29 protein-coding genes and 1 tRNA gene are annotated in these 25,545 nt (G+C 68.3%); 16 read left to right on the top strand and 14 right to left on the bottom strand.

Features of this window, described 5'->3' with window-relative positions:
• Positions 1-11: 11 nt before the first annotated feature.
• Complete coding sequence (locus FNH24_RS05650; protein ID WP_152361152.1) at positions 12-482, bottom strand: DUF6319 family protein; 471 nt, start codon at positions 480-482, stop codon at positions 12-14.
• Between the two features lie 197 nt (positions 483-679).
• On the opposite strand from FNH24_RS05650, the gene FNH24_RS05645 reads away from it, so the two are divergent.
• From FNH24_RS05645 to FNH24_RS05635, 3 genes are all read left to right on the top strand, one after another.
• Positions 680-2,368: a tetratricopeptide repeat protein gene (locus FNH24_RS05645; protein ID WP_152361151.1), complete on the top strand. Its 1,689-nt coding sequence runs from the start codon at positions 680-682 to the stop codon at positions 2,366-2,368.
• Positions 2,369-2,400: 32 nt separating this feature from the next.
• A complete protein-coding gene (locus tag FNH24_RS05640) occupies positions 2,401-3,393 on the top strand; it encodes an RNA polymerase subunit sigma-70 (protein WP_152361150.1) in 993 nt (330 codons plus the stop codon).
• A 63-nt stretch (positions 3,394-3,456) separates the two neighbouring features.
• Positions 3,457-4,056 carry a dihydrofolate reductase family protein gene (locus tag FNH24_RS05635; protein ID WP_152361149.1) on the top strand — a complete coding sequence of 200 codons (600 nt, stop codon included), beginning with the start codon at positions 3,457-3,459 and terminating at the stop codon, positions 4,054-4,056.
• On the opposite strand, the gene FNH24_RS05630 is transcribed toward FNH24_RS05635, so the two are convergent.
• From FNH24_RS05630 to sp36, 5 genes are read right to left on the bottom strand one after another with little or no spacing between them, the layout of a single operon-like run.
• A complete protein-coding gene (locus FNH24_RS05630) occupies positions 4,050-4,358 on the bottom strand; it encodes a hypothetical protein (RefSeq protein WP_152361148.1) in 309 nt (102 codons plus the stop codon). The two genes, FNH24_RS05635 and FNH24_RS05630, sit on opposite strands and share 7 nt — an antisense overlap.
• 48 nt (positions 4,359-4,406) lie before the next feature.
• Positions 4,407-5,174: an MBL fold metallo-hydrolase gene (locus FNH24_RS05625; protein WP_246186760.1), complete on the bottom strand. Its 768-nt coding sequence runs from the start codon at positions 5,172-5,174 to the stop codon at positions 4,407-4,409.
• On the bottom strand, positions 5,171-5,830 hold the full coding sequence (locus FNH24_RS05620) for an NUDIX hydrolase (RefSeq protein WP_152361147.1): 660 nt from the start codon (positions 5,828-5,830) through the stop codon (positions 5,171-5,173). Before FNH24_RS05620 ends, FNH24_RS05625 begins: the two co-directional genes overlap by 4 nt.
• 25 nt (positions 5,831-5,855) lie before the next feature.
• The gene (locus FNH24_RS05615; protein ID WP_152361146.1) at positions 5,856-6,344 is read right to left on the bottom strand and encodes a RidA family protein; all 489 of its coding nucleotides are present in this window, start codon (positions 6,342-6,344) and stop codon (positions 5,856-5,858) included.
• Positions 6,341-6,505 (bottom strand): Sp36 family protein, encoded by a 165-nt coding sequence (gene sp36 / locus FNH24_RS05610; protein WP_152361145.1) that lies wholly within the window; start codon positions 6,503-6,505, stop codon positions 6,341-6,343. The genes FNH24_RS05615 and sp36 overlap by 4 nt, the downstream gene beginning before the upstream one ends.
• A gap of 83 nt (positions 6,506-6,588) precedes the next feature.
• Between sp36 and bagA the strand changes: the two genes are divergently transcribed.
• Both bagA and bagB read left to right on the top strand, forming a co-directional pair.
• Positions 6,589-7,578: an ATPase BagA gene (gene bagA, locus FNH24_RS05605; RefSeq protein ID WP_152361144.1), complete on the top strand. Its 990-nt coding sequence runs from the start codon at positions 6,589-6,591 to the stop codon at positions 7,576-7,578.
• A complete protein-coding gene (gene bagB / locus FNH24_RS05600) occupies positions 7,578-8,726 on the top strand; it encodes an ArsA family ATPase (protein WP_152361143.1) in 1,149 nt (382 codons plus the stop codon). The genes bagA and bagB overlap by 1 nt, the downstream gene beginning before the upstream one ends.
• On the opposite strand, the gene FNH24_RS05595 is transcribed toward bagB, so the two are convergent.
• Positions 8,688-8,969, bottom strand: a complete 282-nt coding sequence (locus FNH24_RS05595; RefSeq protein WP_152361142.1) for a WhiB family transcriptional regulator — start codon at positions 8,967-8,969, stop codon at positions 8,688-8,690. The two genes, bagB and FNH24_RS05595, sit on opposite strands and share 39 nt — an antisense overlap.
• Positions 8,970-9,148: 179 nt before the next feature.
• Between FNH24_RS05595 and FNH24_RS05590 the strand changes: the two genes are divergently transcribed.
• Positions 9,149-11,704 carry a penicillin-binding protein gene (locus FNH24_RS05590; RefSeq protein WP_152361141.1) on the top strand — a complete coding sequence of 852 codons (2,556 nt, stop codon included), beginning with the start codon at positions 9,149-9,151 and terminating at the stop codon, positions 11,702-11,704.
• Between the two features lie 113 nt (positions 11,705-11,817).
• On the opposite strand, the gene FNH24_RS05585 is transcribed toward FNH24_RS05590, so the two are convergent.
• Positions 11,818-12,279: a GatB/YqeY domain-containing protein gene (locus FNH24_RS05585; RefSeq protein ID WP_152361140.1), complete on the bottom strand. Its 462-nt coding sequence runs from the start codon at positions 12,277-12,279 to the stop codon at positions 11,818-11,820.
• Between the two features lie 91 nt (positions 12,280-12,370).
• Here FNH24_RS05585 and FNH24_RS05580 point away from each other — a divergent pair, with 91 nt between their 5' ends.
• The 3 genes from FNH24_RS05580 to FNH24_RS05570 all read left to right on the top strand — a co-directional run bounded on the left by FNH24_RS05580 (position 12,371) and on the right by FNH24_RS05570 (position 14,010).
• The gene (locus FNH24_RS05580) at positions 12,371-13,312 is read left to right on the top strand and encodes a metallophosphoesterase (protein ID WP_217428046.1); all 942 of its coding nucleotides are present in this window, start codon (positions 12,371-12,373) and stop codon (positions 13,310-13,312) included.
• Between the two features lie 40 nt (positions 13,313-13,352).
• A tRNA-Pro gene (locus tag FNH24_RS05575) sits at positions 13,353-13,429 on the top strand.
• 179 nt (positions 13,430-13,608) lie between these two features.
• Complete coding sequence (locus FNH24_RS05570; protein WP_152361139.1) at positions 13,609-14,010, top strand: VOC family protein; 402 nt, start codon at positions 13,609-13,611, stop codon at positions 14,008-14,010.
• A 373-nt stretch (positions 14,011-14,383) separates the two neighbouring features.
• On the opposite strand, the gene FNH24_RS05565 is transcribed toward FNH24_RS05570, so the two are convergent.
• Together FNH24_RS05565 and FNH24_RS05560 are read right to left on the bottom strand one after the other, a co-directional pair.
• Positions 14,384-15,112 (bottom strand): VOC family protein, encoded by a 729-nt coding sequence (locus tag FNH24_RS05565; protein WP_152361138.1) that lies wholly within the window; start codon positions 15,110-15,112, stop codon positions 14,384-14,386.
• A 71-nt stretch (positions 15,113-15,183) separates the two neighbouring features.
• A complete protein-coding gene (locus FNH24_RS05560) occupies positions 15,184-15,723 on the bottom strand; it encodes a hypothetical protein (protein ID WP_152361137.1) in 540 nt (179 codons plus the stop codon).
• A gap of 110 nt (positions 15,724-15,833) precedes the next feature.
• Here FNH24_RS05560 and FNH24_RS05555 point away from each other — a divergent pair, with 110 nt between their 5' ends.
• Positions 15,834-16,376 carry an NUDIX hydrolase gene (locus FNH24_RS05555; protein ID WP_161606013.1) on the top strand — a complete coding sequence of 181 codons (543 nt, stop codon included), beginning with the start codon at positions 15,834-15,836 and terminating at the stop codon, positions 16,374-16,376.
• The gene (locus FNH24_RS05550; RefSeq protein WP_217428045.1) at positions 16,373-16,912 is read left to right on the top strand and encodes a mycothiol transferase; all 540 of its coding nucleotides are present in this window, start codon (positions 16,373-16,375) and stop codon (positions 16,910-16,912) included. The genes FNH24_RS05555 and FNH24_RS05550 overlap by 4 nt, the downstream gene beginning before the upstream one ends.
• A gap of 75 nt (positions 16,913-16,987) precedes the next feature.
• On the opposite strand, the gene FNH24_RS05545 is transcribed toward FNH24_RS05550, so the two are convergent.
• Positions 16,988-17,566, bottom strand: a complete 579-nt coding sequence (locus FNH24_RS05545; protein ID WP_152361135.1) for a hypothetical protein — start codon at positions 17,564-17,566, stop codon at positions 16,988-16,990.
• A 232-nt stretch (positions 17,567-17,798) separates the two neighbouring features.
• Here FNH24_RS05545 and FNH24_RS05540 point away from each other — a divergent pair, with 232 nt between their 5' ends.
• From FNH24_RS05540 to FNH24_RS05530, 3 genes are all read left to right on the top strand, one after another.
• Positions 17,799-18,296, top strand: coding sequence for a pyridoxamine 5'-phosphate oxidase family protein (locus FNH24_RS05540; RefSeq protein WP_152361134.1), 498 nt, complete (start codon positions 17,799-17,801; stop codon positions 18,294-18,296).
• 61 nt (positions 18,297-18,357) lie between these two features.
• Positions 18,358-18,870: a ribonuclease FAU-1 family protein gene (locus FNH24_RS05535; protein ID WP_161606012.1), complete on the top strand. Its 513-nt coding sequence runs from the start codon at positions 18,358-18,360 to the stop codon at positions 18,868-18,870.
• A gap of 703 nt (positions 18,871-19,573) precedes the next feature.
• On the top strand, positions 19,574-20,281 hold the full coding sequence (locus FNH24_RS05530; protein WP_152361132.1) for a hypothetical protein: 708 nt from the start codon (positions 19,574-19,576) through the stop codon (positions 20,279-20,281).
• Between the two features lie 116 nt (positions 20,282-20,397).
• On the opposite strand, the gene FNH24_RS05525 is transcribed toward FNH24_RS05530, so the two are convergent.
• Positions 20,398-20,838, bottom strand: a complete 441-nt coding sequence (locus tag FNH24_RS05525) for a hypothetical protein (RefSeq protein WP_152361131.1) — start codon at positions 20,836-20,838, stop codon at positions 20,398-20,400.
• A gap of 3 nt (positions 20,839-20,841) precedes the next feature.
• A complete protein-coding gene (locus tag FNH24_RS05520) occupies positions 20,842-22,107 on the bottom strand; it encodes an aspartate kinase (RefSeq protein WP_152361130.1) in 1,266 nt (421 codons plus the stop codon).
• Positions 22,108-22,244: 137 nt separating this feature from the next.
• On the opposite strand from FNH24_RS05520, the gene FNH24_RS05515 reads away from it, so the two are divergent.
• Complete coding sequence (locus FNH24_RS05515; protein WP_246186758.1) at positions 22,245-23,258, top strand: iron-siderophore ABC transporter substrate-binding protein; 1,014 nt, start codon at positions 22,245-22,247, stop codon at positions 23,256-23,258.
• 27 nt (positions 23,259-23,285) lie between these two features.
• Positions 23,286-24,923, top strand: a complete 1,638-nt coding sequence (locus tag FNH24_RS05510; protein WP_152361129.1) for a glycoside hydrolase family 3 protein — start codon at positions 23,286-23,288, stop codon at positions 24,921-24,923.
• 209 nt (positions 24,924-25,132) lie between these two features.
• Here FNH24_RS05510 and FNH24_RS05505 read toward each other — a convergent pair whose 3' ends face one another.
• Positions 25,133-25,525 (bottom strand): SgcJ/EcaC family oxidoreductase, encoded by a 393-nt coding sequence (locus FNH24_RS05505; protein ID WP_152361276.1) that lies wholly within the window; start codon positions 25,523-25,525, stop codon positions 25,133-25,135.
• Positions 25,526-25,545 lie beyond the last annotated feature (20 nt).

Here is a 25,545-nt window from a genome sequence, read left to right as displayed (position 1 = left end):
GAACGGAGCGGTCAGTCGGCCAGGTCGGCGAGGGCCTTACGGGCGGCCTCCAGCTCGGCCTCGAGCGCCGCGACCTTGGCCGCCTGCTGCTCGCGGGCGGCTTCGATCACCTCGTCGATCGGGGTGGACAGGTCTTCGTGGAGTTCCTTGGCCGCCCGCGAGACGGCCGCGGCGGCGACGGCGAGGTTGCGGGCCAGGAACGTCGTCCCCTGCTTCAGCTCGGCGTGCCACTCACCGTCGGCGGTGCCGGTGACGGTCAGCGTCAGCTCCAACGTCTTGGTCCGCTTGCCGGCCGCCTTCTTCGCCGGCGCCTTCTTCGGCTTCGCCTCGACCGGGGCCGCCGTCGACGCGTCCGGCGTCGCGTTCGCCTGGCTCCGGTCCTCGACGGCCGGAGTCGCCGGAACCTCGGCGTCGGTGGACGGTGCAGGTGCGGTCGGGGCGGGTGCGCTCGGGGCGGGGGCGGTCAGGGTGTCTGCAGTCATCGTTGCGGCGATCTCCTTCTGAGCATCGCCCGCCGGGAGCGGGCTGACGGGCGAGCGATCATTAGAACACATGTTCGGGGACAGCCTCGTCGCGCCACACCGGGTTTCACCGAAGCGTTCACGGCGCGGCGCCGGAACTTCCGCGAGTTTCGCCGAGCGGGCGCGCTCACCCCGGAGTCGGCCTAATCTGGGCGTTCATGAGCGATACCGCGTCGGCATTGCCGGGCCGGACGGAGCCCTACTACGACCTCGGCACGTTTCACCGGCCGGTCGAGACGTCATCGCCCCAGGCGCAGGTGTGGTTCGATCGCGGGCTCGTCTGGGCGTACGCCTTCAACCACGAAGAGGCCGTCCTCTGTTTCGATCGCGCCCTGGCACTCGACCCCGACCTGGCGATCGCGCGCTGGGGCATCGCGTACGCCATCGGCCCGAACTACAACAAGGCGTGGGAGGCGTTCGATCCGGTCGACCTCGCGGCCTCGCTGGCCCGGGCGCGGATGGAGCTGGGCCTGGCCGCGCAGGGCCGCCGGTCGCCGGTCGAGCAGGGGCTGATCGAGGCGTTGCAGACCCGTTTCCGCACCGACGACCCGAACGACACGGATGCGCTGGGAGCCGGCAGCGCCGCCTATGCCGACGCGATGGCGGCGTTGGCCGAGGCCCATCCGGACGACCTCGACGTGCAGACCCTGGCCGCCGACGCCCTGATCAACGTCACCGCGTGGGCACTCTGGGACATCAGGACCGGCGAACCGGCACCGGGCTCCCGCGTCGTGCCGGCCAAACGCCTGTTGGACGACGTCCTGGCCACGCCGGCCGGACGCGAACATCCCGGCGCCCTGCACCTGTATCTGCACACGATGGAGATGTCGGCCCGGCCGCAGGACGCGCTGCCGGCCGCGGATCTGCTGCGCGACCTGGTGCCCGACGCGGGCCACCTGCAACACATGCCCAGCCACATCGATGTGCTGTGCGGCAACTACCGCGATTCGGTGCTGGCCAACCAGGCCGCGGTGCGGGTCGATCGGCGGTTCGTCGAGCGCGAGGGGCCGCTGAACTTCTACTCCCTCTACCGCGCGCACAATCTCCACTTCGTGGTCTATTCCGCCATGTTCGAAGGCAGTTCGCGGACCGCGCTCGAGGCCGCGGCCGAGCTCGCGGATCAGCTCACCCCCGAGCTGCTGGCCATCGAGTCGCCGCCGATGGCCGACTGGCTGGAGGCATTCGTACCGTTGCGGATCCACATCCTGATCCGGTTCGGCCGCTGGGACGAGCTGATCGCCGAGCCGCTGCCGGAGGATCTCGAGCTCTACTGCAGCACCGCCGCGACCATCCACTACGGCCGCGGCGTCGCCTACGCCGCGACGGGCCGAGTGGCCCAGGCCCACACCGAGCGGGAAGCCTTCGCCGCGGCCTACCGGCGGATCCCGGACACCCGCTACCTGTTCAACAACACCGTGCACGACATCCTGGCGATCGCCGCGGAGATGCTCGACGGCGAGATCGCCTACCGCGAAGGGCGGTTCGAGGAGGCGTTCGGCCGGCTGCGGCGGGCGATCGAGCTGGACGACTCGCTGCCGTACGACGAGCCGTGGGGCTGGATGCAGCCGACGCGGCACGCCTACGGTGCCCTGCTGCTCGAGCAGGGCCGGGTCGAGGAGGCCGCCGCGGTGTACGCCGCCGACCTCGGGCTGGACCCGACGCTGGCCCGGCCCTGCCAACATCCCGGCAACGTGTGGAGCCTGCATGGCTATCACGAATGCCTGCACCGGTTGGGTCGTACGGCCGAGGCGGCGATCATCGCCCAGCAGCTGGACCTGATGCGGGCCCGGGCCGACGTACCGATCGTCGCGTCGTGTGCCTGCCGGCTGGAGACCGCCGACGCCTGACCCGAGGGCCCGGCGGCTGACAGACTCCGGCCATGGATCTGCTGACCGCCGCCCGGGATGGCGACGAACATGCGTTCGGCCGGCTCGTCGAGCCGCATCGGCGGGAGCTCACCGCCCACTGTTACCGGATCCTCGGCTCGGCCCACGACGCCGAGGACGCGCTGCAGGAGACGCTGTTGGCCGCCTGGCGCGGCCTGTCCGGTTTCCAGCAGCGCAGCTCGCTGCGGACCTGGCTCTACCGGATCGCCACCAACTGCTGCCTGCGGCAGGCCCGGAACCGGCCGCAGCGGATGCTGTCGTTCGATCATGGTCCGGCCCGGCGACCGGGCGACGAGCTCGGCGCCCCGGTCGAGGGCGACGGGTGGATCGAGCCCCTGCACACGCCGGAGGTCGATCCGGAGCAGGTCCGACAGCGCCGGGAACACATCGGCCTGGCCTACGTCGCCGCCCTGCAGCGGCTGCCACCGAATCAGCGGGCGGTGCTGATCCTGCGGGACGTGCTCGGCTTCCCGGCCGCGGAGGTGGCCGGACTGCTGGACACCTCCCGGGCCTCGGTGAACAGCGCGCTGCAGCGGGCCCACGCCACCCTCGCCACCGCACCGGCCGCGCCGGTCGAGCAGGTCGCGGCCCCGAAGGGCAAGGAGCGGACGGTGGTGGCGGCGTTCGTCACCGCCTTCGACGCGGGTGACGTGTCGGGCCTGGTCGACCTGCTGGCCGACGAGGTCCGATTCACCATGCCGCCGCTGCCGGCCTGGTTCGACGGCCGCGCGGACGTGGTCGAATTCCTGAGCCGGAACGTCTTCGCGCTCCCCTGGCGAGCTCGACCGGCCCGGTTCAACGACCGGCCGTCGCTGGCCTGCTATCTGCCCGAGGCGGACGGTGAGCTGCTCCTGTCGGCCATCCTGGTGATCACCCTGGACGGCGACCGGGTGACCTGGCTGGCGTCGTTCATCGACCCGGTGATGCTGGCCCGGTCGCCGCTGCCGCAGCGGATCTCGCCGAAAGAATTCCCGGCCGACCGATGAATCCGCGGCTCGTTCTGTCTCGATCCGGATAACAACTCGAATCGAGGCAAGGAGCCCACCATCATGCGCAAGATCATCGTCTGCAACATCGTCTCCGTCGACGGCTACTTCACCGATCCGGACGGCAATCCGCCGTTCGCCGGGATGGACGAGTTCTTCGACGGCTACAACCTGGAGCGGATCACCGCGGCGACCACCGTGCTGCTCGGCCGGAGGTCGTACGAGTTCTTCGGCGGTTACTGGCCGGCCGTCGCCGACGCCCCGGTCGACCCGGCCGACCGGTCGTTGGACGAGGTCAATCGGGGCATCAGCCGGGGCTTCAACCAGGTGCAGAAGGTCGCCGTCTCCGACGACTTCGCGGTGCCCGATGATCATCCGTGGCGGGACCGGACCACGGTCGTCACCCGGGCCGGAGTCGCGGGCTGGCTGGCCGCGGCGAAGGAGTCGGGCGAGGGCGACATCGTAATCTTCGCCAGCCGCACCCTGTGGAACGCCCTGCTCAGCCAGGGGCTGGTCGACGAGGTGCACCTGATGATCGCCCCCGTCGCGTACGGCGGCGGCACCCCGGCCTTCGACGGCCAGGTCCCCCTCGCCCTCAGCTCGGCCCGGCAGGCTCCCGGCTCGAACAACGCCCTACTGGTCTACCGGCCGGCCGCTCACTGATCGGCGACGCTGTCGTCGCCGCCGGTGATCACGTCGAGTTGATCCTGGTCGGCCCGCCACGAGGCCAGCGCCGCTCGGCGGTGGGACACCTCGGCCAGGATCGCCCGGCGGCGCGCCGACAGGATCGCCACCTCCCGGAGCGCCGCGATCTCGGTCTCGACCGTCGCGGCCCCGCGGGGCAACCCGGCGGCATGCATCGCCTGACTGACCTGGTGCAGCTCGATCTCCAACTCGACCATCGAGCAGCTCGACAGGTCGAGTTCCTTGCCACGATCCACCACGATCACCCCGGAGTCGGCCATGCAGAATTGGTCGATGTTCTGCAGGGTACAGCGGAGTAGCCCCCCGATTCACCCACGGCGGGAATCGCGGTCGAGATAGGCCAGCTGCGCCGCCACCGACAGCTCGGCCGCGGGCCGGACCGCCGCGTCGATGTCGGTGTAAACGGCGTCGACCACTTCGGCCGGGGTGCGGGCGCCGCCGGCCAGCGCGACCCGCACCTGATCCAGCCGCTCCAACCGGTGCTGCCGGTAGTACGCCAGCACGCCGGCCGGATCGGTGACCACGGGTCCGTGGCCGGGCAGGATCTCGGTCACTCGATGATCACGCACCAGCGCGATCATGATCTCCAGCGAGGCCAGATAGGAGCCGACGTCGCCGTCCGGATGCATGATCACCGTGGTGCCGCGGCCGAGCACCATGTCACCGGTGGCCAGCCGGGCCGACCCGTCGTCGCCGGTGATCAGGATCGAGTACGAGTCGCTGGTGTGACCGGGCGTCGCGACCAGCCGCAGCTCGGCCCCGGCCACCGAGAGGCGGTCACCGTCGGCCAGGCCGCGATCACCGATCCGGACGGCCGGGTCGGCGGCCAGCACGTCGCAGCCGGCCAATGCCGCCAGCGCGGCGGCCCCGGCCGTGTGATCAAGGTGCCGATGGGTGATCACGATCGCCGCGATCGCCCCGGCCGCGGTCAGCACCCGGCGCAGATGTCGATCATCGTCCGGTCCGGGATCGATCACCACCACCGGACCGCGCGCCGGGTCGCCGACCAGGATGGTGTTGGTGCCCTCCAGGGTCATCGGGCCGGGATTGTCGGCCCGGATGATTGCGGCGCTCACCGTTCGCCCCGCCGCGGATAGCGAAACGTCCGCCGCCCGCCCGCCTGTTCCGGCACCGGCAGCACCGGGCTCACCACCCGATCCCGGGCGGCCGCGACCACCGCGGCCACGGAACCGTACTCGGCCAGCTCGGTCAAGATCGCCTGAGTCGGCGGCATCAGCCCGAGGTCGCCGCGGAGGTGCCCGGCCAGGGTCTCCTTCGGCACCGCCCATCCGGCCGAGGACGCCTCGCCGGAGATGTCGGCCGGTTCTTGATCATCGGGTACGACCGCCACGAAGAATCGGGTGTCGTAGCGGCGCGGCTCCACCTCCGGGGTGATCCAGTGGGCCCAGGCCGACAGGGACGCCGGCTCGATCCGGACGCCGGTCTCCTCGGTCAGCTCACGGGTCGCGCAGGCGATCACCGGATCCCCCGACTTCTGATCGAGCGGATCGACTCCGCCCCCGGGAAAGACCATCATCGACGGGGCGAACGCCATCCGCGCATGTCGGTGCATCAGATAGACCTGCAACCGGTACCGCTGCCGGAGCAAGATCACACTTGCGCTCGGGCGCGGCACGACCGGCGGCCCGCTGAAGGTCAGCACCCGGTCGACGACGGCGTCCGGCACCGGCACCACCATCCGGTCCAGCACGTCGAGCGAGTGACTGACCATGATCACCAGCTTCCGTTCACCGGCATCAGGCCGACACGATCCGCGGCGGATCCGGCTCCATCTGCAGCACCAGCTCGACCTCGACCGGCGCGTTCAGCGGCAACGAGGCGACGCCGACCGCCGACCGGGCGTGCTGCCCGGCCGGGCCGAACACCTCGCCCAGCAGTTCGCTGGCCCCGTTGGCCACCTTCGGCTGCCCGGTGTATTCGGGCACCCCGGCCACGTACACCACGACCTTGATCACCCGGGCGATCCGGTCCAGCCCACCCGCCGTCTCGGCCGCCGCGGCCAGCCCGTTCAGCGCCGCCTGCCGGGCACACTCGACGGCCTGCTCCTCGGTCACGTCGGCCCCGACCAGGCCGAGCGCGATCGGCACGCCGTCGACCAGCGGCAGTTGCCCCGCGGTGAAGATCAGATCGCCGCTGCGGACCGCCGGCAGGTAGGCGGCGAGCGCCGCCGGCACCGCCGGCAGGGTCAGGCCGAGCTCGGCCAGCCGGCCCTGCGGCGACCTCATTCGCCCTCGGCGATCGGCCGTTTCAGGTAGGCGACCAGGTTTTCCGGGTTCATCCCGGGCACGATCTGCACCAGCTCCCAGCCGTCGGCACCCCAGTTGTCCAGGATCTGCTTGGTCGCGTGGACCAGCACCGGCACGGTCACGTACTCCCACTTCGTCATGAGCGACACAGTACTGGTGACCGATCGGCCCTCAGCGGGCTGCCTTCGCGGCACGCCAGGGCCTCCCGACTACGATCGGCGACATGCCGTCGCCCCCGTCGACAGTCCCGACGCGGACGCCGCTGCACACCCTGCACATCGTCTCCGGCAAGGGCGGCACCGGGAAGACGACGATGGCCGGTGCCCTCGCGTGCGCCCTGGCCGCCAACGGCCGCCGGGTCCTGGTCTGTGAGGTGGAGGGCCGCAACGCCCTGCCCCGGCTGTTCGGCACCGCCCCGTTGAACGGGGCCGAGGAGCGCCGGCTCTGCCGCACCCCGGCCGGCGGCGAGGTGTTCGGCCTGTCCGTCGACGCCGAGGACGCGCTGCTGGAATACCTGGAGACCTTCTATCACCTGGGCATCGCCGGCCGGGCGCTCGACCGGTTCGGCGCGATCGACTTCGCCACCTCGATCGCACCGGGGCTGCGCGACGTGCTGCTCACCGGCAAGGTGTACGAGGCGGTCCGGCGGCAGATCAAGGGCCGCCCGAACGCGTACCACGCCGTCGTCCTGGACGCCCCGCCGACCGGACGGATCGCGCAGTTCCTCAACGTGCACGAGGCCGTCGCCGGGCTGGCCCGGATGGGCCCGATCCGCGGCCAAGCCGATTCGATCATGCGCCTGCTGCGGTCGGTGACCACCGCCGTACATCTGGTCACGCTGCTGGAGGACATGCCGGTGACCGAGACCGAGGAAGCGATCCAGGCCCTCCGGCCGACCCAGATCCGGCTCGGCGTGATCATCGCCAACCAGGTCCGGGCCACGCCGCTGTCCGATGATCAACTCCGGACCGCGGCGACCGGCGAGACCATGCTCGACGTGCCCGGCCTCGACCCGGCGCAGAACAAGCTGCTGACCGCGGAGTTCGCCGGCGAGGCGGGTCGGATGCTGGCCGAGCGGTCCCGCCGGGACAAACTGCTGGAGACCGGGCTGCCGGTGGTCGACATCCGGCTCGACCCGACCGGGATCGACACCGATGCGGTCTGGGGCATCGCTGCCCAGCTGGCCGAGCAGCTCGCCGCCGAGGTCGCCTGATGGCCGGCTCCCCGACCGAGGTCCGCCGCCCGGAGCTGGACATCGACGCCATCCTGGCCGACCGGTCGATCGAGATCATCGTCTGCTGCGGCGCCGGTGGGGTCGGCAAGACCACCTCCTCGGCCGCACTGGCACTGCGGGCCGCCGAGGCCGGCCGGAAAGCGGTCGTGCTGACCATCGATCCGGCCCGCCGGCTGGCCCAGTCGCTCGGCCTGGGCGAACTGGACAACACACCGCGCCCGGTCACCGCCATCGACACGACGGCCGGCGGCAGCCTGGACGCGGCGATGCTGGACATGAAGCGCACCTTCGACGAGGTCGTGCTGGCGCACACCACGCCGGAGAAGGCTGAGCAGATCCTGCGCAACCCGTTCTACGTCGCGCTGTCGTCGTCGTTCGCGGGCACGCAGGAATACATGGCGATGGAGAAGCTCGGGCAGTTGCACGGCCAGTCCCGGGCCGACGGCCGGTGGGATCTGATCATCGTCGACACCCCGCCGGCCCGCTCGGCGCTGGACTTCCTGGACGCGCCGGAGCATCTCAGCTCCCTGCTCGAGGGACGGTTCCTCCGCCTCCTGCTGGCGCCGACCCGAGGTCCGCTCCGACTGATGAGCGTCGGCTTCAACCTGGTGTCGTCGGCGATGAACAAGATCCTGGGCGGACAGATCATCACCGACGTCCAGACGTTCGCCACGGCGTTCGAAACCCTGTTCGGCGGGTTCCGGCAACGAGCGCAGCAGACGTTCGACCTCCTGGCTTCGCCGCAGACGACCTTCATCGTCGTCGCGACCGCGGAGCCTGACGCGCTCCGCGAAGCGGCGTACTTCGTCGATCGCTTGGACGAGGAATCCATGCCGTTGTCCGGCCTGGTCGTCAATCGCGAGCACCGGACCGAACTTCCTTTGTCCGCCGGGCGCGCGCAAGCGCTCGCTGAAGAAATCGACCCGGAACAGTTCCCGGTCGCATCTGTGGCCTTGGAAAGACACGCCGCACTGATGCAGGTGATCGAGCGGGAACGGGTCCTGCTCGACCGCTTCGCTACAGCGCGGCCCCGGATCCTGACAACCCGGGTGCCGGCGCTGCAGTCCGACGTGTCCGACCTCGAGGCGTTACGCCTGGTTGGCGACCTTCTCGCCACTCAGGGCTGATCGCCACGACGCCACGTCCGGGCGTTGCCGCAGCAAGAGCCTTCGCTCCCGCTCCGTCATTCCGCCCCAGACCCCCCATTCGATCCGATTGTCCAGCGCCTCCGCCAGACATTCGGACCTGACGGGACAGCCTGAACAGACCACCTTCGCCCGCTTCTGATCGACGGCGTCCGGAAACAACCCGTCGTTCATCCCCCGGCACTTGGCTTGGACTGTCCAGTCATCCCACGCAGCTGTCCGCATAAGTGCGGCCCCCTTCCTGTGCTTGCCCCGTACGACGCCTCCCAACATCGTGCGCGGCATAGTGCATGTTACGAACGGAAGTGCGGTCTGACTAGGGGTCCACACGGATTTTTTGCACAACTCGATGGACGGCTACGAAAGATTCGGCTTGGGCCAGGGGGTCCCGTACCCTATGTGCCATGCCCGTCAGCCTGAAACGTCCGGCGAAAGTCCTGTCGTCACTGGCCATGTTCCTGGTGGTCAGTGCACTCGCCGGAGTCCTGGTCGCGGGCCTGTTCGTCCCCTTCGCCGGCCTGGCCGGCGTGACCGGACAGGCTGCCGCCGGTGAGATCGAGAACCTGCCCGCCGAGCTGGAGACCCCGCCGCAGGCGGAGCGGTCCAAGGTGCTGCTGGGCAACGGCGACGTGCTGACGTACTTCTATCAGGAGAACCGGATCTACGTCCCGCTCAAGAAGATCGCGCCGGTGATGATCCAGGCGCAGTTGGCGATCGAGGACCACCGGTTCTACGAACACGGCGCGCTCGACCTGACCGGCACGCTGCGGGCGCTGCTGCGGACGTCGAGCGGCAACACCCAGGGTGGTTCGTCGATCAGTCAGCAGTACGTGAAGATGGTGCTGGTCGAGTCCTGCCGGCTGGACCAGGCCTGTATTTCCAAGGTGACCGAGGCCAGCGGCACCGACGGCCTGCAGCGCAAGATCCGTGAGTTGCGGTACGCGATCGCGCTGGAGGAGAAGTTCTCCAAGGACGAGATCCTGGAGCGGTACCTGAACATCGCCTACTACGGCCAGGGTGCGTACGGGGTCGAGGCGGCCGCCCGGCACTACTTCTCCACCACGGCGGAGAAGCTGACCCTGGCCCAGGGGGCCATGCTGGCCGGCCTGGTGCAGAACCCGAACCAGGTGAACCCGGTGACGGCGCCGGATGCGGCAAGCGACCGGCGTGACTTCGTGATCAACCGGATGGCCGAGCTGAAGATGGTCACCCAGGATCAGGTGAAGAAGGCCAAGGCCGAGAAGTTCGACCAGAAGGACGTGCAGAAGACGCGGAACGGCTGCGTCGGCTCCAAGTACCCGTTCATCTGTGACTACGTACGGCGGAGCCTGCTGCAGGCACCGAGCCTCGGCAAGACGCCGGAGGAGCGCGAGGACACCCTGAAGCGGGGCGGCCTGACGATCGAGACCGCGATCGACCCCGAGGTGCAGGACATGGCGCAGAAGCGCCTGACCAAGGTCGTCTCGCCGACCGACCCGATCATCTCGACGATGAACATGATCCAGCCGGGCACCGGGCTGATCCTGGCGATGGCGCAGAGCCGCTACGTGATGGGCGACAACGCCAAGAAGGGTGAGACCTACTACAACTACTCGGCCTCGCCTCAGCTCGGTGGCGCGGAGGGTTATCAGGCCGGGTCGACGTTCAAGGCGTTCACCGCGGCGGCGGCGTTGGAGAAGGGCATCCCCACCTCCAAGAAGTACAACGCGGCCAGGCGGGTCGACCTGACCGGGCGAAGCTTCCAGACCTGTGAGGGCCGGGCCAAGCTCGGCAAGTGGAAGCCGGCCAACTCCACCGGCGTCGACGGCATCATGGACATGAACCGGGCGATGCAGAACTCGGTGAACACCTACTTCGCCCAGCTGGCGCTGCAGGTCGGCATGTGCCGGGTGACGGAGATGGCGGAGAAGCTCGGCATCGAGAGCACCGGCCTCGACGACCGGGCGGGCCACGAAGGCGAGATCCGCGACCTGGTCGACTACTACCAGTACATCCCGGCCTTCACGCTCGGCTCGGTGGAAATCTCGCCGATGTCGATGGCCGAGGCGTACGCGACCTTCGCGGCCCGCGGCATCCACTGCGACCCGACGATCGTCAAGAAGATCACCACGCCGGGCGGCAAGGAGCTGCAGGTGCCGGGCGAAGGCTGCAAGCGGGTGATCGAGAAGGACATCGCCGACGGCATGAACCAGGTGCTGGGCGGCGTGATGACCAAGGGCACCGGGCGGCGGGCCGCCGTCAACGACGGTCGGCCGCAGGCGGGCAAGACCGGCACGATCGACAGCAACGAGGCGGTCTGGTTCTCCGGCTACACGCCGGAGGCGGCCGGCGTGGCCATGATCGCGATCGACAAGCGGCAGAAGCCGTTCATCCGGGGCAAGAAGGGCTTCCGGCGTAACGGCGTTAAGGGCTTCAAGCTGGAGAGCGGCGAATATCTGGAGGGCTCCGGCAGCGGCGACGCGGGTCAGGAGATCTGGAAGCCGACGATGGAGCGCTACCTCGAGGACATGCCGAAGACGAAGTTCAAGAAGCCGCCGCGGGAGATCGAGACGGGCAAGATGGTCCCGATGCCCCGGCTGACCGGCCTGAGCATCTCCGAGGCCACCGCGAAGCTGGAAGAGGCCGGCTTTACCGTCGTCCGGGACAAGGTCTTCAGCGATTCCGTACCGAAGGGCGAGTTCATCGGCTTCAGCCAGTACAGCGGCAGCATCCGCGAGTTCTCGACCATCTACGTGATGATCTCCGACGGCCGGGACCCGGCGAAGGTCCAGGCCGAACGCGACGCCGAGGAGAAGGCGAAGAACGAGCGCGAGGAACGGGAACGCGAGGAACGCGAGCGGCAGAAGAAGGAAGAGGAAGAACGGAACAAGCCGCCACGCCAGGGCAAACCGGGGACCCAGGATCCTGGCGGCCAGAATGAGGGCGGCCAGAACGAAGGCGGCGAGGAAGGCCCCGGCTGAGGCTGAGGCCGCACCCGACCTGAACGTCGAGGGCGCCCCGTGGAGTTGATCTCCGCGGGGCGCCTTGGTTCGTTCCGCCGGCCGCTGTCGCAGCGCCGGTCAGGCCGGCCGGGTCACGCCGTCAGCTGGCGCTTGACCTCGGCGGCGACCGCTCCGCCGTCGGCCTTGCCCTTCGTCTTCGGGGTCAGCACGCCCATCACCTTGCCGATGCCGCGCGGGCCCAGCTCGGCCGCGCCGGTCTCGGCGATCGCCTGCCGGACCAGCTCGGCGATCTCGTCCGCGCCGAGCTGCTGCGGCAGGTATTCGGCCAGCACCCCGGCCTCGGCGTGCTCCTTCTCGGCCAGGTCGGACCGGCCGGCCTCGGTGTAGGCCTCCTCGGCCTCCCGACGCTTCTTGGCCTCCTTGACCACGACATCGAGCTCCTGCTCGGCGGTCAACTCCTTGGCCGACTTGCCGGCGACCTCGGCCTCGGTGATCGCGGTCAGCACCATCCGCAGGGTCGACGTGCGGACGCTGTCCCGCGCCTTGAGCGAGGCCACCATGTCCGAATGGAGCCGTTCCTTCAGTTCTGCCATGCCCCCATCCTTCCCGACCCCGCGGCCGGGCAGCAATCGGCTTACCGGCGCCGGCACGTAGGGGGTGGGGTGCGCTTGTAGCCTTGCTCGCATGTCTGTGGGTCGGGTAGCCAAGATCATGGCCGGTACGGTGCTCGGAATCGGAGCCGTCGGTGCCGGCTGCCTGGCGTACGCGGCCGGCTACGAGGTGCGATCGTTCCGGTTGCGCCGGCTTCAGGTGCCGGTGCTGCCCCGCGATGCCGTACCGATCCGGGTCCTGCACCTCTCCGACCTGCACCTGACGCCCGGGCAGCGGAAGAAGCAGGACTGGGTTAACCGGCTGGCCGGCCTCGAGCCCGACCTGGTGATCAACACCGGCGACAACCTCGCCCACGTCGACGCCGTGCCGGCCGTGGTGAATGCGCTCGGCCGGCTGCTCGATCGGCCCGGCGGCTACGTCTGGGGCTCCAACGACTACTTCGGCCCCTCCTTCAAGAACCCGCTGCGCTACCTGACCCAGCCGAAGCGGACCGCCAAGCCGAGCGACAACACGCTCCCCTGGCAGGACCTCGGCCACGCCTTCAAGCAGGCCGGCTGGCTCGACCTCACCCACACCCGGGCCACCCTCGACATCCACGGCGTCCGGATCGGCCTCCGCGGCACCGACGACGCCCACCTGAACGCCGACCGCTACGCCGAGGTCGCCGGCCCGATCGACCGGAACGAGGTCGACGTCGCGATCGCTGTCACCCATGCCCCGTACCGTCGGGTGCTGGATCCGATGGTCGCCGACGGCCACGACCTGATCGTCGCCGGCCACACCCACGGCGGCCAGGTCTGCGTCCCGTTCTACGGCGCCCTGGTGACCAACTGCGACCTCGATCCGGCCCGGGTCAAGGGCCTGTCGACGCATCGCGTCGGTGATCAGAGCGCCTATCTGCACGTGTCCGCGGGGCTCGGCACCTCGCCGTACGCGCCGGTCAGATTCGCCTGCCCACCCGAGGCGACCCTGCTCACCCTGATGCCCCGAGACCGCCCAGCTAATCCGATGTGAACTCGGCGCCCCGGATGGGCTAGACTCACCGAGGTTTCACCGGGGTGTGGCGCAGCTTGGTAGCGCGCTTCGTTCGGGACGAAGAAGTCGCAGGTTCAAATCCTGTCACCCCGACCACCAGATCGGCCCCCTGACCAGCAATGGCAGGGGGCCGATCGTTTTGTCAGACCGCTCGGCGGACGCCAGGAGTGACAAACGGTGTGACATCGCGGTCAGGCGCCGGTCGACTTGTACACGTCATCGATCGCGATGCCGAGCTCTGGACGACCACCGTGCTCACCGCACAGGATGGGCCGATGGATGACCTGCGCCCCCTCACCATCTCAGTCATGCTCGCCGTCGATAGCGTTCCGGCAGCCGTCGAGTGGTACCGCAAGGCAATCGGGGCGGAGGTTCAGTGGGACCTCGGATCGGTGGCCGGCCTACGGGTCTCCGGTGCGCCGCTGCTGCTCGGTGAGCCTGGCAACAACGGCTGGGCGACACCGGCAACACTGGGGATGACATCGACCCGCGTCGAGATCTTTGTCACCGATCCCGATGCATTCGTTGATCGCGCCGTCGCAGCTGGAGCGACAGCGGGAGATCCGATCGAGGTTCATTCCATGCCGTGGGGACCTCACCGACAGGGCACGTTCACGGATCCGTTCGGACACCTTTGGTTCGTGGGTGATCACAGCCCACTGGATGGCCGGACGTAAGCCAGCCATAGGAGCTGGACCCGCCTGCTATTGAACGTCGCGTTGCCCCCGTCGCCCTCGCAGGCGGACGGGCAGGTGTGGTGACAGTCCTGATCATCAGGGCAAGGTGTGACGAAGTGCGTGACATCGGTCCAGATCGTGCACGGACGAACCCGCACTGATGGGATCCTCACCGAGTGTGACGAAAACGACGCGGAAGTCGCTCGGACACGTCGTTATCGTCACTCTCGACGCGCGACCTTCATGCTCCACTGGGCTGCAAGCGGGTAGGCGCGAAGACGAGGTCTTACCAGATGAGTCCCTCCAGATGGTTGTGGCCGGAAAGCAGACGCGCGATGCGACCAGCGGCCGCCAGCGTCCTCAGCAGCACCGGTCAGCTTCCGGCGGTGCGCACCTGCTCCAGTTCGGCCGAGTTCGCCAGCGCCTCGCTCAGACCTTCCCGCTGCTCGCCGGTGAGTTCCGCGGCCCTGAGCTCCGCCAGCAGTACGTCGGCCCGCGCCCGATCGCCGAGCCGAACCGCGAGCTCCGCGGCGTAGGCCAGCGCTTCCACCAGGTCGGTGACCGGTGCCGACTCGCGGTGTCTGTTCAGCGCCCCGTCCAGGATCCGCGCGGCCTGCCGGACGTCGCCCTTGGAGTCGCCCAGCACGACCGCGTTCCGCACGGCCGTCCCGAGCTGGCTAGACGGCTCGTCGGTGCCCTCCTCCGCCAGGGCGGTGTTGCGGAAGACCCGAATCCAGTTGCCGCCCGGGTCGACGATCGAGAAGCCGGTGACGTTGCCGACGTTCTTGCGCTTGCGCGGCCTGGTCATCCGCGGCAGCCCGGAGATCAATACCTTGCCGTGCACCGCCCGCATCCCGGCAGCGAAAGCCTCGTAGAGCGCCATGGTGTCCTCGACCAGGACCACACACGACCCGTACGACGTCTCCGGGTCGAAACCGTCCAGCCCGAAGAACTGCAGTTGGAGGTCTTCGCGCTGGAGGCCGACGCACGGGTAAGGCTTGGCCTGCCGGTACGTGCGCTCGAAGCCGAGCATCCGGTAGAAATCCTCGATCTCGTCGATGGAGCGGCAGGGCAGCAGGGGAATGGCAATCTCGCCGGCCATGATCACTTCCTCACACGTACGGTGACAGTAACTCTGTACAGCGTACGGCATAAGGTTGAGGTGTGCTCAGGTCAGAAGGGTCCCGAGTAGGCGCTGCAGGTGAGGAGGGTGGCGCAGAAGCCGAACAGCGTGAGCATAATCAGCGCCGCGCCGCCGACCAGAAGGACTAGCGAGATGAGGGCATCGCGGGCGAGGCGACGGCCGGGACTGCGAAACCGCCACGCAGCCCAGGAAGCGAACGCGCCGAGAATCATGGCCGCAATTGGAAGATGGAAGATTATCGGCATCGGCAGGAACATGCTGGCAAGGAACATGATCACTGCGACAACGAGAGCCGCGGCCGCTGTCGTCCCGACCACGACGAGGATGCGACTGCTCGCGTCGGACATGAAGGCGTTGCGAACCCAGCTGGTCACGAGCCCGGCGAGGAGTCCGCCTGTCAGGGAAGCTACCGGCGCGATCAACTGCGGCGGCACAACCAACCCACCCCAAGCCATGAGCGGCAAGATCATCGCGAAGGCGGCAAGGGAAGAAAGAACCCAACTCAACGGGCCGGCGATAGGGCTAGCGGTAGCAGAATCCATATCGACCTCATCCTTGAAATTCGACATCCTCGTGTCAATTGTCGAGCAACCCGCTCCATTCGACTGGTCGCCGCACGGCACTTCCCTTGTGCGGCCTGAGTTACGGGGCGGCGGACAGGCGCGATACGGTCGCGCTTGTGCCGGATTCAGCGGAAGCCCCAGCTCATCAAATCCAGCGAATCGGCGCCTACGCCGTTTGCACCAACGTCGACGGATCGATCCTGCTGTCCCGCTACACGTCAGGAACCTGGGGCCTTCCCGGCGGCGGAGTCGAGCATGGAGAACATCCCGAGGACACCGTTGTTCGGGAGGTCGCCGAGGAGACCGGATACACCGCCAGAGTTCGTGATCTGATCGGCATTCATTCGAATGAATGGACCACCAACTCCGGACACGACATCCACAGTGTCAACGTTGTGTATCGGGTCGAACTCCTCGGCGGGGAACTACGCCATGAATCTGATGGCACCTCTGACCTCGCCGACTGGATCCCCATCACGGAGGTTGGCAATCACCCACACACGCCGCTGATCGATGTGGTGTTGCAGCAAGATCGGGAACCGCGCCTTCAGTCAGGGGCCCGGCTGACCAACGCCGGCTCTGCAGACAACGCCGATAGCGACGGCAACCACCACAGCCGTCTCGGCCTCGGGCCGGGCCTGCCACCCTCACGGTCATGAACCACATGGACCTCTACCCCTTCGCTGAGGACATGGATGGCAGCGAGGCGGCCGTGCTGTGCTTCGCTCTGGACCGTGCGCGGTGGCGGTTCGCTTGGAAGACCGGAGGACTCGACGCCGATCAGTTGCGCCGGCGACACCCGCCATCGGCGATGACCCTGGCCGGATTGATCAAGCACCTGACTGCCGTCGAGGATGGGTTCGCGGCTGGCGCAGCTGGTCGACCGCCAGCAGTAGCCGGCGGCGAAGGCGATTGGGTCACCGCGGTTGCCGATGCACCAGAGGCTCTCTATGCGGGCTGGTACGGGGCCGTCGAACGCGCCCGGAACGAGTGGCGGGCGCTGAGTGCCGACGACGGGTTGGACGTACGCGTCCCCGGTGGCACCGAGACCTGGGTTCTGAACCGGCGCGGCTTGCTTGTCACGTTGCTGGAGGAGTACCAAGTGCACGCCGGCCACGCCGATCTCATCCGCGAAGCAGTCGATGGCCTCGTCGGCAATGACCCGCCGGGGCCGGACGCCGTATCGGACGCTTGATTCTCAGGGGCTGTAGAGGGAACGCCCGTCATGATCAAAAGGGCTGCACCCAAGCAGATCTTTGCGTCGGGCCGCTCACCTGCCGCCCGCCAGGTGACAGGTCAATGACCAATCCGCAAGATTCGCGCGCGACGCACTGGTGACGCGTTCCCAGTCAGAGCAGCTCACCCGGCTCATCTCGAGCGCGGCGGGCTGGTGGGATTGCAGCACATACCCCCAGGAGAATCCGGCCAGTGCTTCCAGGGTCCGCTCGCTCAATCCGACGCGAACGAGGAACGTGTGCGCGATCCACTGCATGTCGGGATGATCGGGGTTCGCCGGAGCGTCGAAGAAGGTCGGCTTAAAGCCCAACGCAAGGACAGGAGCGCCAAGGCCGCTCCAGGCGTCGAGAGTCGTCATGGTCCCGTCGCCAGGTTCGGCGTACTCGTGCGTGACGGTCTGAATCCATCCGAAGATCGCCCGGTAACCAGAACCCGCGTACTCAACGGAGGCAGTCACAATCGGGAACCCACGGAAGGACTCCTCGTTGTAGCCGACCGCGACAATGTCATGTCCGGTGCGGACTGGATCGTCGTTCAAAGTTTGCTCAATGAGAATCTGCCCCTCGAATCCCATCGACCGAAACGGAACGGACAGTTCCTTCGCCTGGTTCACACCTGCCAAGCATAGATTCGCTCACCGCCCTATCCGAGAGCTGCAACGATCCGAGTCTGCCAGGCCATCCCCGAGCACCGGATAGACCGTGCAGTGGCCGCCCCATCGGTCCGAGGTTGCTTGATCACAAGGCCCATGTCAGCACCTGACTGGCACCGCCCTCCGGTCCGCTGAGTCGGGTGTCGGTGGTCACCTCTAGGTTCGATGGTGATCGACGACGGAGGAGGTTTCGGTGGGCAACAACGCTTCGACAACCGGGCCGAAGGGCCGGCCAGGGCGGTTACCGGATGGCTACAACCAGCGCGGGGAGCAGCGACCGCTGGCTTGGCCGGATGTACGGCAGCGACTGGAGCAGGCCAAGCATTTCTGGTTCAGCACGGCCGATGCCGACGGTGCTCCGCACGCCCGGCCGATCTGGGCCGCCTGGGTCGACAACACCCTGTATGCGGACGGCGGGGTGCAGGTGACCAGGTGGGGTCGTGATCTGTTGGCCAATCCCCGGATCCAGGTCCATCTGGAGAGTGCTCTCGACGTGGTCATCGTCGATGGGACGTTCACGCTGGAGAACGATCTGACCGCCGAGGCGTTCGGCCGGGTCCAGGCCAGCTATCTCGAACGGTACAAGGACTATCAGCCCGAATCAGCGAATGGCCTGTTCATGATCAAGCCGCGGCAGGTGCTCGCCTGGTCGCAGTTCCCGGTCGATGTCACGAGCTTCACGTTCGACTGAGCCGTCTCAGGTCTACTTCACTCCACCATCGAGACCGCATGCACGTTGCTACCGTCGTCCGATGACCGACCTGCGCTCCGTCACCAAGATCAAGCTCGACGGAGCGGTACGCACCCACTGGAGCCGGTTGATCACGGCGGCGCCGCCGGGCACCTGGCTGTTCGCGCCCGAGGGGACGGCGGTTCACTACGACTCGGGCGAGCTGTATACGAAGCACAACACGGCCGGTGTTCAACTACTTGTCCCTGGCGAGTGGTGGACCGCCTGGTGGTGGCAGGACCGACGCTGGATCGGCATCGATGTCACGCTGCCGGTCACCGAGACCGATAACGGATTCCGTTACACCGACCTCGAGCTCGATCTCTGGTGGCGGGACGGCGATTGCGGCATTGTCGATCAGGACGAGCTCCGGGAAGCTGTTGATCAAGGACGGATCGACTCAGATACCGCCACGGTCGCCGAACGGGTCGCGGCCGAGCTGCGCCAGCGGCTGCGGCGCGATCGGGAATTCGTCGAGCACGGCTTCACCGTCCTTGATCGCAACCTCACCAGGTCGGCCGGATCACCCGACTGATCACGACCCCACGCGGATTCAGGCCACGTGCACCACGGCACGGATGCGTGCTCGGCGGAACAGGCGCATCCGGCGTCTCGGCGAGGGCGCGTTCCAAACCGTTCGAACCATCGGTGACCTCGTCCTCGGTCAGCTGTTCGAAGGCCGAGAGGCTGCGCAGCGGGTGCTCGGACCGTCAGGAATGCCGCCAGCACCAACGTCCGGCCGCGCCGACCGACAGAATGGTGACGAGTTGACGACACCACGCGAGTTTCAACCGCGGATTCGGCGCGGGTCCCGTAACATCATCCGTGCTCGGGGCGATCTACACCGTCCGAGCAGTCAGCGAGCCGAGGCACTTGCGAACGCAAGGCCGATTTTTGCATGCCCTTCTTGACGAACTCTTGAGGCCAGGCCTCGCACGATAACCCGACGTTGAGCTTCTCCTGAGCCGGGATCCCTAGGATGATTTGGACCTCGCTGCGGGTGCACGAATCGATTCAAGGTCGTTCGGGGGACGTCACCGCACGAATCCCGTGGTCGACATGTCGTCGACCGGCGCCGAAGCCGCGCGCAACGATTCTCTGAGCCTTTTCGGCACCGAGTGAGATCGGATCCGGCTGACCGACGCCAGCCGGATGCACATCTTGGCGGCAACTCGGGAGGGGAACCCCATATGGTTCGGCCGCGTAGGGCCCTTGAGGCTCCACCGCCATCGCCGCTGATGCGGCGCGTGGTCATTCTCTGTACGGTTCCGCTGCTGGTCCTGGCTGCGGCCGGCGCGGGTTTGTTCGTCTGGAACTCGCAGCAGCAGCAGGCGGGGCCGGCCGAGCCCGGTGCCGTGCCGTCCACCTCGTCCACCCCGTCGACCGACGGCGCCCCCAGCGGGGATGCCAGCGAACTGACCGGCGAACAGCAGGCCGCGAAAGCGATCTCCTCCTGCCGGCGCGAGGTGGCCCTGGCCGAGTCCGTGCTCGGCGCGGCCGGCGACGGGACCGGCCACTGGCGGGAGCACGTACAGGCGCAGACCGATCTCACCCTGGGCCGCAACACCGACGCCCAGACCAAGGCGATCTTCAAGCGGTCCAAGCTGGCCGGGCCGTCGGACGTGGCGAAGTATCAGACGGCCAAGGCGGGCTACAAGGCCGAGAGCGGGGCCTGCAAGGCGGTCAAGGGCGCGGACGAGGAGCAGACCGACCACCTCGCCGTCTGCCGGGCCCGGCTGGACAAGGTCACCTCGGCCCTGACCAACGCCGACCTGGTGATGAAGGACTGGTCGAATCACCTCGCCGACATGCGCAAGTCGGCCGGCGGTGAGGTCCACGACGCCCAGGCCGTCTGGCTCGACACCTGGCGCAAGGCTCCGCCCAACCTGGAGAAGTACGCCGCCGCGATGGACACCCTGGCCAAGACCAAGAGTTGCCCGCGCTAGGAGCCCGAAAACAGTCAGACGCGACTGTTCGCAGCATCCGCGATCGTTTCAACGGTCGCTGACGCGGCGAACGGTCGCGTCTGTGCTTTCGTCCCCTGCCTGGCCCGGGACCGGATTTACTGGGGTGAGCCGCCGGGTTGGTACGGGCCCGGCTGATAGGGGCCTTGCGGGGGCGTCGGTTGCGGGCCCGGCTGATAGGGACCTTGCGGCGGCATCGGCTGCTGTCCTGCAGGCCGGAACGGCTGCGGTTGAGGCTGCTTGCGCCGACCTGCCACCACGGCGCAGATGACCAGGATCATGCCGATCGCGCCGAGCACGTTCATGATGGCGAGCGGCACGCTGGCCATGGCCATCGACAGGCTGAGCTCGGCCATGATCCGCGGCAACATGATCGACACGACCGCGGTCAGCGCGTGGGCGATCAACAGCAGGAAGCAGCCGATCATGCCGAGCACCCGGGCGGACCCCTTGGTCATGGCCCCGATCAGGACGATGCCGATCAGGAACGGCAGCCCGAACGCGATCTGCATCAGGGCGTACGGGATCATGTCCGACATGGATCAGCGACCCGTTCCGGCGTAGACGACCGCCTCGTTCTCGGCGTCCAGCCCGAACGCGGTGTGCGCCGCGACCACGGCCCGGTCGACGTCGTCCTGGTCGACCACGACCGAGATCCTGATCTCCGAGGTGGAGATCATCTCGAGGTTCACGCCCGCCTCGGCCAGGGCGGTGAAGAACCGCGCCGTCACGCCGGGGTGGGATCGCATCCCGACGCCGACAACGGAGACCTTGCCGATCTGGTCGTCGTACAGGACCTGCTCGAAGCCGACACTCTCCCGCAGTGCCTCGAGGGCGGCCTTGGCGGCCGTGCCGTCGGTCTTCGGCAGGGTGAACGAGATGTCGGTCCGGCCGGTCTCGACCGCCGACACGTTCTGCACGATCATGTCGATGTTGATCTCCGTCGCGGCGACCGCCTCGAAGATCCGGGCGGCCTCGCCGACCCGGTCGGGCACGCCGACGATCGTGATCTTGGCTTCGCCACGATCTTGCACGACGCCGGAGATGATCGCCTGCTCCATGGCACTTCCCTTCTCTGCCTCGGTGACCCAGGTGCCGTCCCGGTCGGAAAACGATGATCGTACATGCACGGCGACATGCTCCCGTCGGGCGTATTCGACACAGCGCAGGTGCAGGATCTTGGCACCACAGGCGGCCATCTCGAGCATTTCCTCGTAGCCGATCTTGGGGATCCGGCGTGCACTCGGGACGATCCGCGGGTCCGCGGTGAAGATCCCGTCGACGTCGGTGTAGATCTCGCAGTGATCGGCCTGGAGGGCCGCGGCGAGTGCGACGGCCGTGGTGTCGGAGGCACCGCGGCCCAGGGTGGTGATGTCCTTCGTGTCCTGGGCCACGCCCTGGAACCCGGCGACGATCACGATGTCACCGGCGTCGACCGCGGAAACGATCCGACCCGGCGTGATGTCGATGATCCGCGCGTTGCCGTGCGTACCGGTGGTGATGATGCCGGCCTGCGATCCGGTCAGCGACCGGGCATGCAGGCCCAGGTCGGCGATCGCCATCGCCAGCAGCGCGGCACTCATCCGCTCACCAGCGGTGAGCAGCATGTCGAGCTCTCGCGGCGGCGGCAGCGGGGAAACCTGGAGCGCGAGATCCATCAGCTCGTCGGTCGTGTCCCCCATGGCCGAGATCACCACGACGACGTCGTGGCCCTGCTGCTTGGTGGCGACGACTCGCTTGGCGACCCTCTTGATGCTCTCCGCATCGGCCACCGACGATCCGCCGTACTTCTGCACTACGCGGCCCACGCCGACTCCCTCTGTTATGCCTGTTCTCGGCCGTCAACTGGTCTCGAACCAGGCCCAACTGTAATCGGAACGGCCGCCGACGCCGGGGCCTGGCCACAGTGCGGTCGCCCGGCGAAGTTAGGTTACCCTTATTGACTGTGACCTCCTTCCTGTCCCGCCGCCGGATGCTGACCGGTTCCGTCGCCCTGGGCCTGGGCGCGAGCCTCGGAACGGCCGGCTGCAACTCCACCGCCGAAACGCCGTCCCTGGCCGGGCCGTCCGGCGCCGGTTCGGGCTTTCCGGTGACCGTCGAGCACAAGTACGGCAGCACGACGGTCCCGGCCGCGCCGCAACGGATCGTCTCGGTCGGACTGACCGAGCAGGACACGCTCTTCGCCCTCGGGCTGACGCCGGTCGCGGTGACCGAGTGGTACGGCGATCGGCCGCACGCGATCTGGCCCTGGGCGGAGCAGGCCGCGGCCGGCGCGAAGCCCGAGGTGCTCAGCACCGCCGACGGACTGCAGCTCGAGCGGATCGGAGCGCTCGAGCCGGACCTGATCCTCGGCACCAACGCCGGGCTGTCCAGCGCCGACTACGCCCGACTGTCCGAGTTCGCGCCGACCATCGCCAACCGCGGCGGCTTCGACTCCGACAACTTCGAGCCGTGGACGGTGCAGACCGAGCTGATCGGCAACGCCGTCGGCAAGGCGGCCGAGACCACGAAGTTGATCACGGACCTGCGAGATCGCTTCGCCCGGGCGGCGGCCGATCACCCGCAGTTCGCCGGCAAGAAGGCGGTCTTCCTCCAGGCGCCGTACTACGAGGGCAAGGCGATCGCCTATCAGGACGGCCTCAGCACCGCATTCCTGACCGACCTCGGCTTCGTCATCCCGCCGGTGATCAACGAGTACGCGACCGATGGCGGCCAGGCACAGATCCCGGTCGAGAAGCTCGACATCCTCGACGAGGCCGACGTCCTGGTCTGGGCCACCGAGGACGACAAGGCCCGGGCCGAGCTGGCCCGCAACGAGTTGTTCGGCCGGCTCCGCGCCGTTCGGGAAGGCCACTCGATCTACACCGGCGGGGTGCTCGCCGCGGCGATCTATTTCGCCACCGTGCTCAGCCTGCCGTACGTCCTGGACACGCTGGTGCCGATGCTCGAGACCCCCTGACGATCCGGTTGAGTTAGGGTCGCGCGGGTGGCGGAGACGGCGAAGAATCAGTGGATCGACGGCGTGCTCGGGCGGCTGTCGCTGGAGCAGTTGGTCGGCCAGTTGCTGGTGCCCTACGTGACCGGGGCGACCGTCGACACGGCGGCGCCGGAGAACCGGGAGCGGTTCGGGGTCGACACCCCGGCGGAGGTGATCAAGACCCTGCAGCCGGGAGGCGTGATCTATTTCGCCTGGTCCGGCAACGTCGACCGGCCGGAGCAGACCGCCGAGCTCAGCGCAGGGCTGCAACGGATCGCGCTCGATGATCATGGTCCACAGATCGGGCTGATGATCGCGACCGATCAGGAGAACGGGATCGTGGTCCGGCTGAAGGAGCCGGTGACCCAGTTCCCGGGCGCGATGGCGCTCGGCGCCATCGCCGGGGACGCGGGCCGCAGCCGGGACTGTTACCGGATCACCGGGCGGGAGTTGCGGGCGGTCGGGATCAACGCCGACTACGCACCCGACGGCGACGTCAACGTCAATCCGGCCAACCCGGTGATCGGGGTGCGCTCGTTCGGCTCCGATCCGGACCGAGTGTCGGAGCACGTCGTCGCGTCGATCCACGGGCTGCAGCAGGACGCCGGGATCTCCGCCTCGGTCAAGCACTTCCCCGGCCACGGCGACTCGGCGGTCGACTCACACAGCGACCTGCCGGTGATCACTCATGATCGCGCGACCTGGGAGCGGGTCGATGCCCCGCCGTTCCGGGCCGCGATCGCCGCCGGGGTCGACCTGGTCATGTCGGCCCATCTGTCCTTCCCCGCTTTCGATCCGTCCGGTGATCCGGCGACGCTGAGCCGGCCGGTGATCACCGGGCTGCTGCGGGATGAGCTGGGCTACCAGGGAGTGATCACGACCGACGCCCTGGACATGCAGGGCGTCCGGACCCGCTATCCCGACGGCGAGGTCGCCGTGCGGGCGATCGAGGCGGGCATCGATCATCTGCTCGATCCGCCGCAGCCGCTAGTCGCGCGGGACGCGCTGCTCCAGGCGGTCCGGGAGGGTCGGCTGAGCGAGGAGCGGATCGCCGCCAGCGTGCGCCGGATCCTCTCGGTGAAATGGGACCGGGGGTACGCGACCGGCCCCGACCCCGATCGGCCTGAGTTGTCGATCATCGGGTCCGACGAGCATCGCGCGGTCGCTACGAGCATCGCGCGGGAGGCGATCACGATCGTCCGGGACGACGCCTCACTGATCCCGCTCGCGGCCGGGTCGGTGCTGGTGACCGGCTGGGGCGACGCCGCGGTGCCGAGGCTGGCCGCCGGCCTGCGCTCCGCGTCCGAATCGGGCATCGTGCGGGTCGAGGAGTTGATCACCGGCCCGGAGCCGTCCGCCGGGACGATCGGGGCGGCGGTCGCTCTGGCCGTGGCGGTCGACCGGGTCGTCCTGGTGACCTCCTCGGCCTGGCGAAACCCTCCGCAGCAGGCCCTTGCCGCCGCCCTGGTCGCGGCGAACCCCCGGCTCGTCGTGGTCTCCGCCCGCGACCCGTACGACCTCTCCGTGCTGCCCGCGACGGGAACCTTGATCACCGGCTACTCCGCCCTCCCGGCAACCCTGGACGCCGTGACCGAGGTGCTGCTCGGCCGCGATGCCGCCCCCGGCCACCTCCCCGTCGAGCTCTGATCAGCAGCGCCGGCATCGGGGAAGATCTCGCCGGGTACTCCCGGCCGCATCTTCCCCGTTGTCGTCGGGGCACCGGCCGCAGGAGTGCCTTCCGTTCCCTGAGCCTGTCGAAGGGCAAACCGGGTCGTCGCCTGGCCCTTCGACAAGCTCAGGGAACGAAACCCACGGAGGGGTGCTCGGCCACCGTCGCCGGGCTCGGGCTGTCCAGCTCAGGAGCCGGCGACCGGGGTGGTCTGGGCGAGGGCGACTCGCCAGGCTCCGGCCTCTTCGACCGCCACGTAGGTGAGGCGGCCGGTGGTGGCGAAGGAGGGCTCCGCGGTGTCACGCTCGTCGGAGATGTGCTTGGTGCAGCTGATGATCGCGACATCGGGACGGAGGAAGCGGATGTCGTCGACCTCCGCGGTCGTGATCACCTGAGCCAACGGTGACGCGAGCCCGGCCGCCATCGCCCGCCCGAGCTCATCCCGCCCGGCCACGCGCCGACCGCCGAAGTTCACGATGATCGCGTCCTCGGTGTGCAGCGCGAGGAACGGCTCGACATCGAATTGCGCCGCCTGCAACTCCTCGACGAGTCGGTGCAGCTTGCCCTGATCCTGATCCATCTCGATCACTTTCCTATTGT

It is taken from the genome of Microlunatus speluncae, assembly GCF_009299835.1.
GTDB classification, from domain to species: domain Bacteria; phylum Actinomycetota; class Actinomycetes; order Propionibacteriales; family Propionibacteriaceae; genus Microlunatus; species Microlunatus speluncae.
The sequence above is the reverse complement of the archived record's forward strand: the minus strand, read 5'-3'. Positions and strand labels throughout refer to the sequence as shown.

Bases quoted from the DNA above. Each gene is read 5' to 3' on its own strand.
- FNH24_RS05630 (WP_152361148.1), bottom strand. From the start codon at position 4,358: ATGGCCGACTCCGGGGTGATCGTGGTGGATCGTGGCAAGGAACTCGAC.
- FNH24_RS05590 (WP_152361141.1), top strand. From the start codon at position 9,149: ATGCCCGTCAGCCTGAAACGTCCGGCGAAAGTCCTGTCGTCACTGGCC.
- FNH24_RS05570 (WP_152361139.1), top strand. From the start codon at position 13,609: ATGGATGACCTGCGCCCCCTCACCATCTCAGTCATGCTCGCCGTCGAT.
- FNH24_RS05525 (WP_152361131.1), bottom strand. From the start codon at position 20,838: ATGTCGGACATGATCCCGTACGCCCTGATGCAGATCGCGTTCGGGCTG.
- FNH24_RS05635 (WP_152361149.1), top strand. From the start codon at position 3,457: ATGCGCAAGATCATCGTCTGCAACATCGTCTCCGTCGACGGCTACTTC.
- FNH24_RS05530 (WP_152361132.1), top strand. From the start codon at position 19,574: ATGCGGCGCGTGGTCATTCTCTGTACGGTTCCGCTGCTGGTCCTGGCT.
- bagA (WP_152361144.1), top strand. From the start codon at position 6,589: ATGCCGTCGCCCCCGTCGACAGTCCCGACGCGGACGCCGCTGCACACC.
- FNH24_RS05535 (WP_161606012.1), top strand. From the start codon at position 18,358: ATGACCGACCTGCGCTCCGTCACCAAGATCAAGCTCGACGGAGCGGTA.
- FNH24_RS05565 (WP_152361138.1), bottom strand. From the start codon at position 15,112: ATGGCCGGCGAGATTGCCATTCCCCTGCTGCCCTGCCGCTCCATCGAC.
- FNH24_RS05615 (WP_152361146.1), bottom strand. From the start codon at position 6,344: ATGAGGTCGCCGCAGGGCCGGCTGGCCGAGCTCGGCCTGACCCTGCCG.
- FNH24_RS05505 (WP_152361276.1), bottom strand. From the start codon at position 25,525: ATGGATCAGGATCAGGGCAAGCTGCACCGACTCGTCGAGGAGTTGCAG.
- FNH24_RS05550 (WP_217428045.1), top strand. From the start codon at position 16,373: ATGAACCACATGGACCTCTACCCCTTCGCTGAGGACATGGATGGCAGC.
- bagB (WP_152361143.1), top strand. From the start codon at position 7,578: ATGGCCGGCTCCCCGACCGAGGTCCGCCGCCCGGAGCTGGACATCGAC.
- FNH24_RS05640 (WP_152361150.1), top strand. From the start codon at position 2,401: ATGGATCTGCTGACCGCCGCCCGGGATGGCGACGAACATGCGTTCGGC.
- FNH24_RS05560 (WP_152361137.1), bottom strand. From the start codon at position 15,723: ATGTCGAATTTCAAGGATGAGGTCGATATGGATTCTGCTACCGCTAGC.
- FNH24_RS05580 (WP_217428046.1), top strand. From the start codon at position 12,371: ATGTCTGTGGGTCGGGTAGCCAAGATCATGGCCGGTACGGTGCTCGGA.
- FNH24_RS05650 (WP_152361152.1), bottom strand. From the start codon at position 482: ATGACTGCAGACACCCTGACCGCCCCCGCCCCGAGCGCACCCGCCCCG.
- FNH24_RS05595 (WP_152361142.1), bottom strand. From the start codon at position 8,969: ATGCGGACAGCTGCGTGGGATGACTGGACAGTCCAAGCCAAGTGCCGG.
- sp36 (WP_152361145.1), bottom strand. From the start codon at position 6,505: ATGACGAAGTGGGAGTACGTGACCGTGCCGGTGCTGGTCCACGCGACC.
- FNH24_RS05620 (WP_152361147.1), bottom strand. From the start codon at position 5,830: ATGGTCAGTCACTCGCTCGACGTGCTGGACCGGATGGTGGTGCCGGTG.
- FNH24_RS05645 (WP_152361151.1), top strand. From the start codon at position 680: ATGAGCGATACCGCGTCGGCATTGCCGGGCCGGACGGAGCCCTACTAC.
- FNH24_RS05585 (WP_152361140.1), bottom strand. From the start codon at position 12,279: ATGGCAGAACTGAAGGAACGGCTCCATTCGGACATGGTGGCCTCGCTC.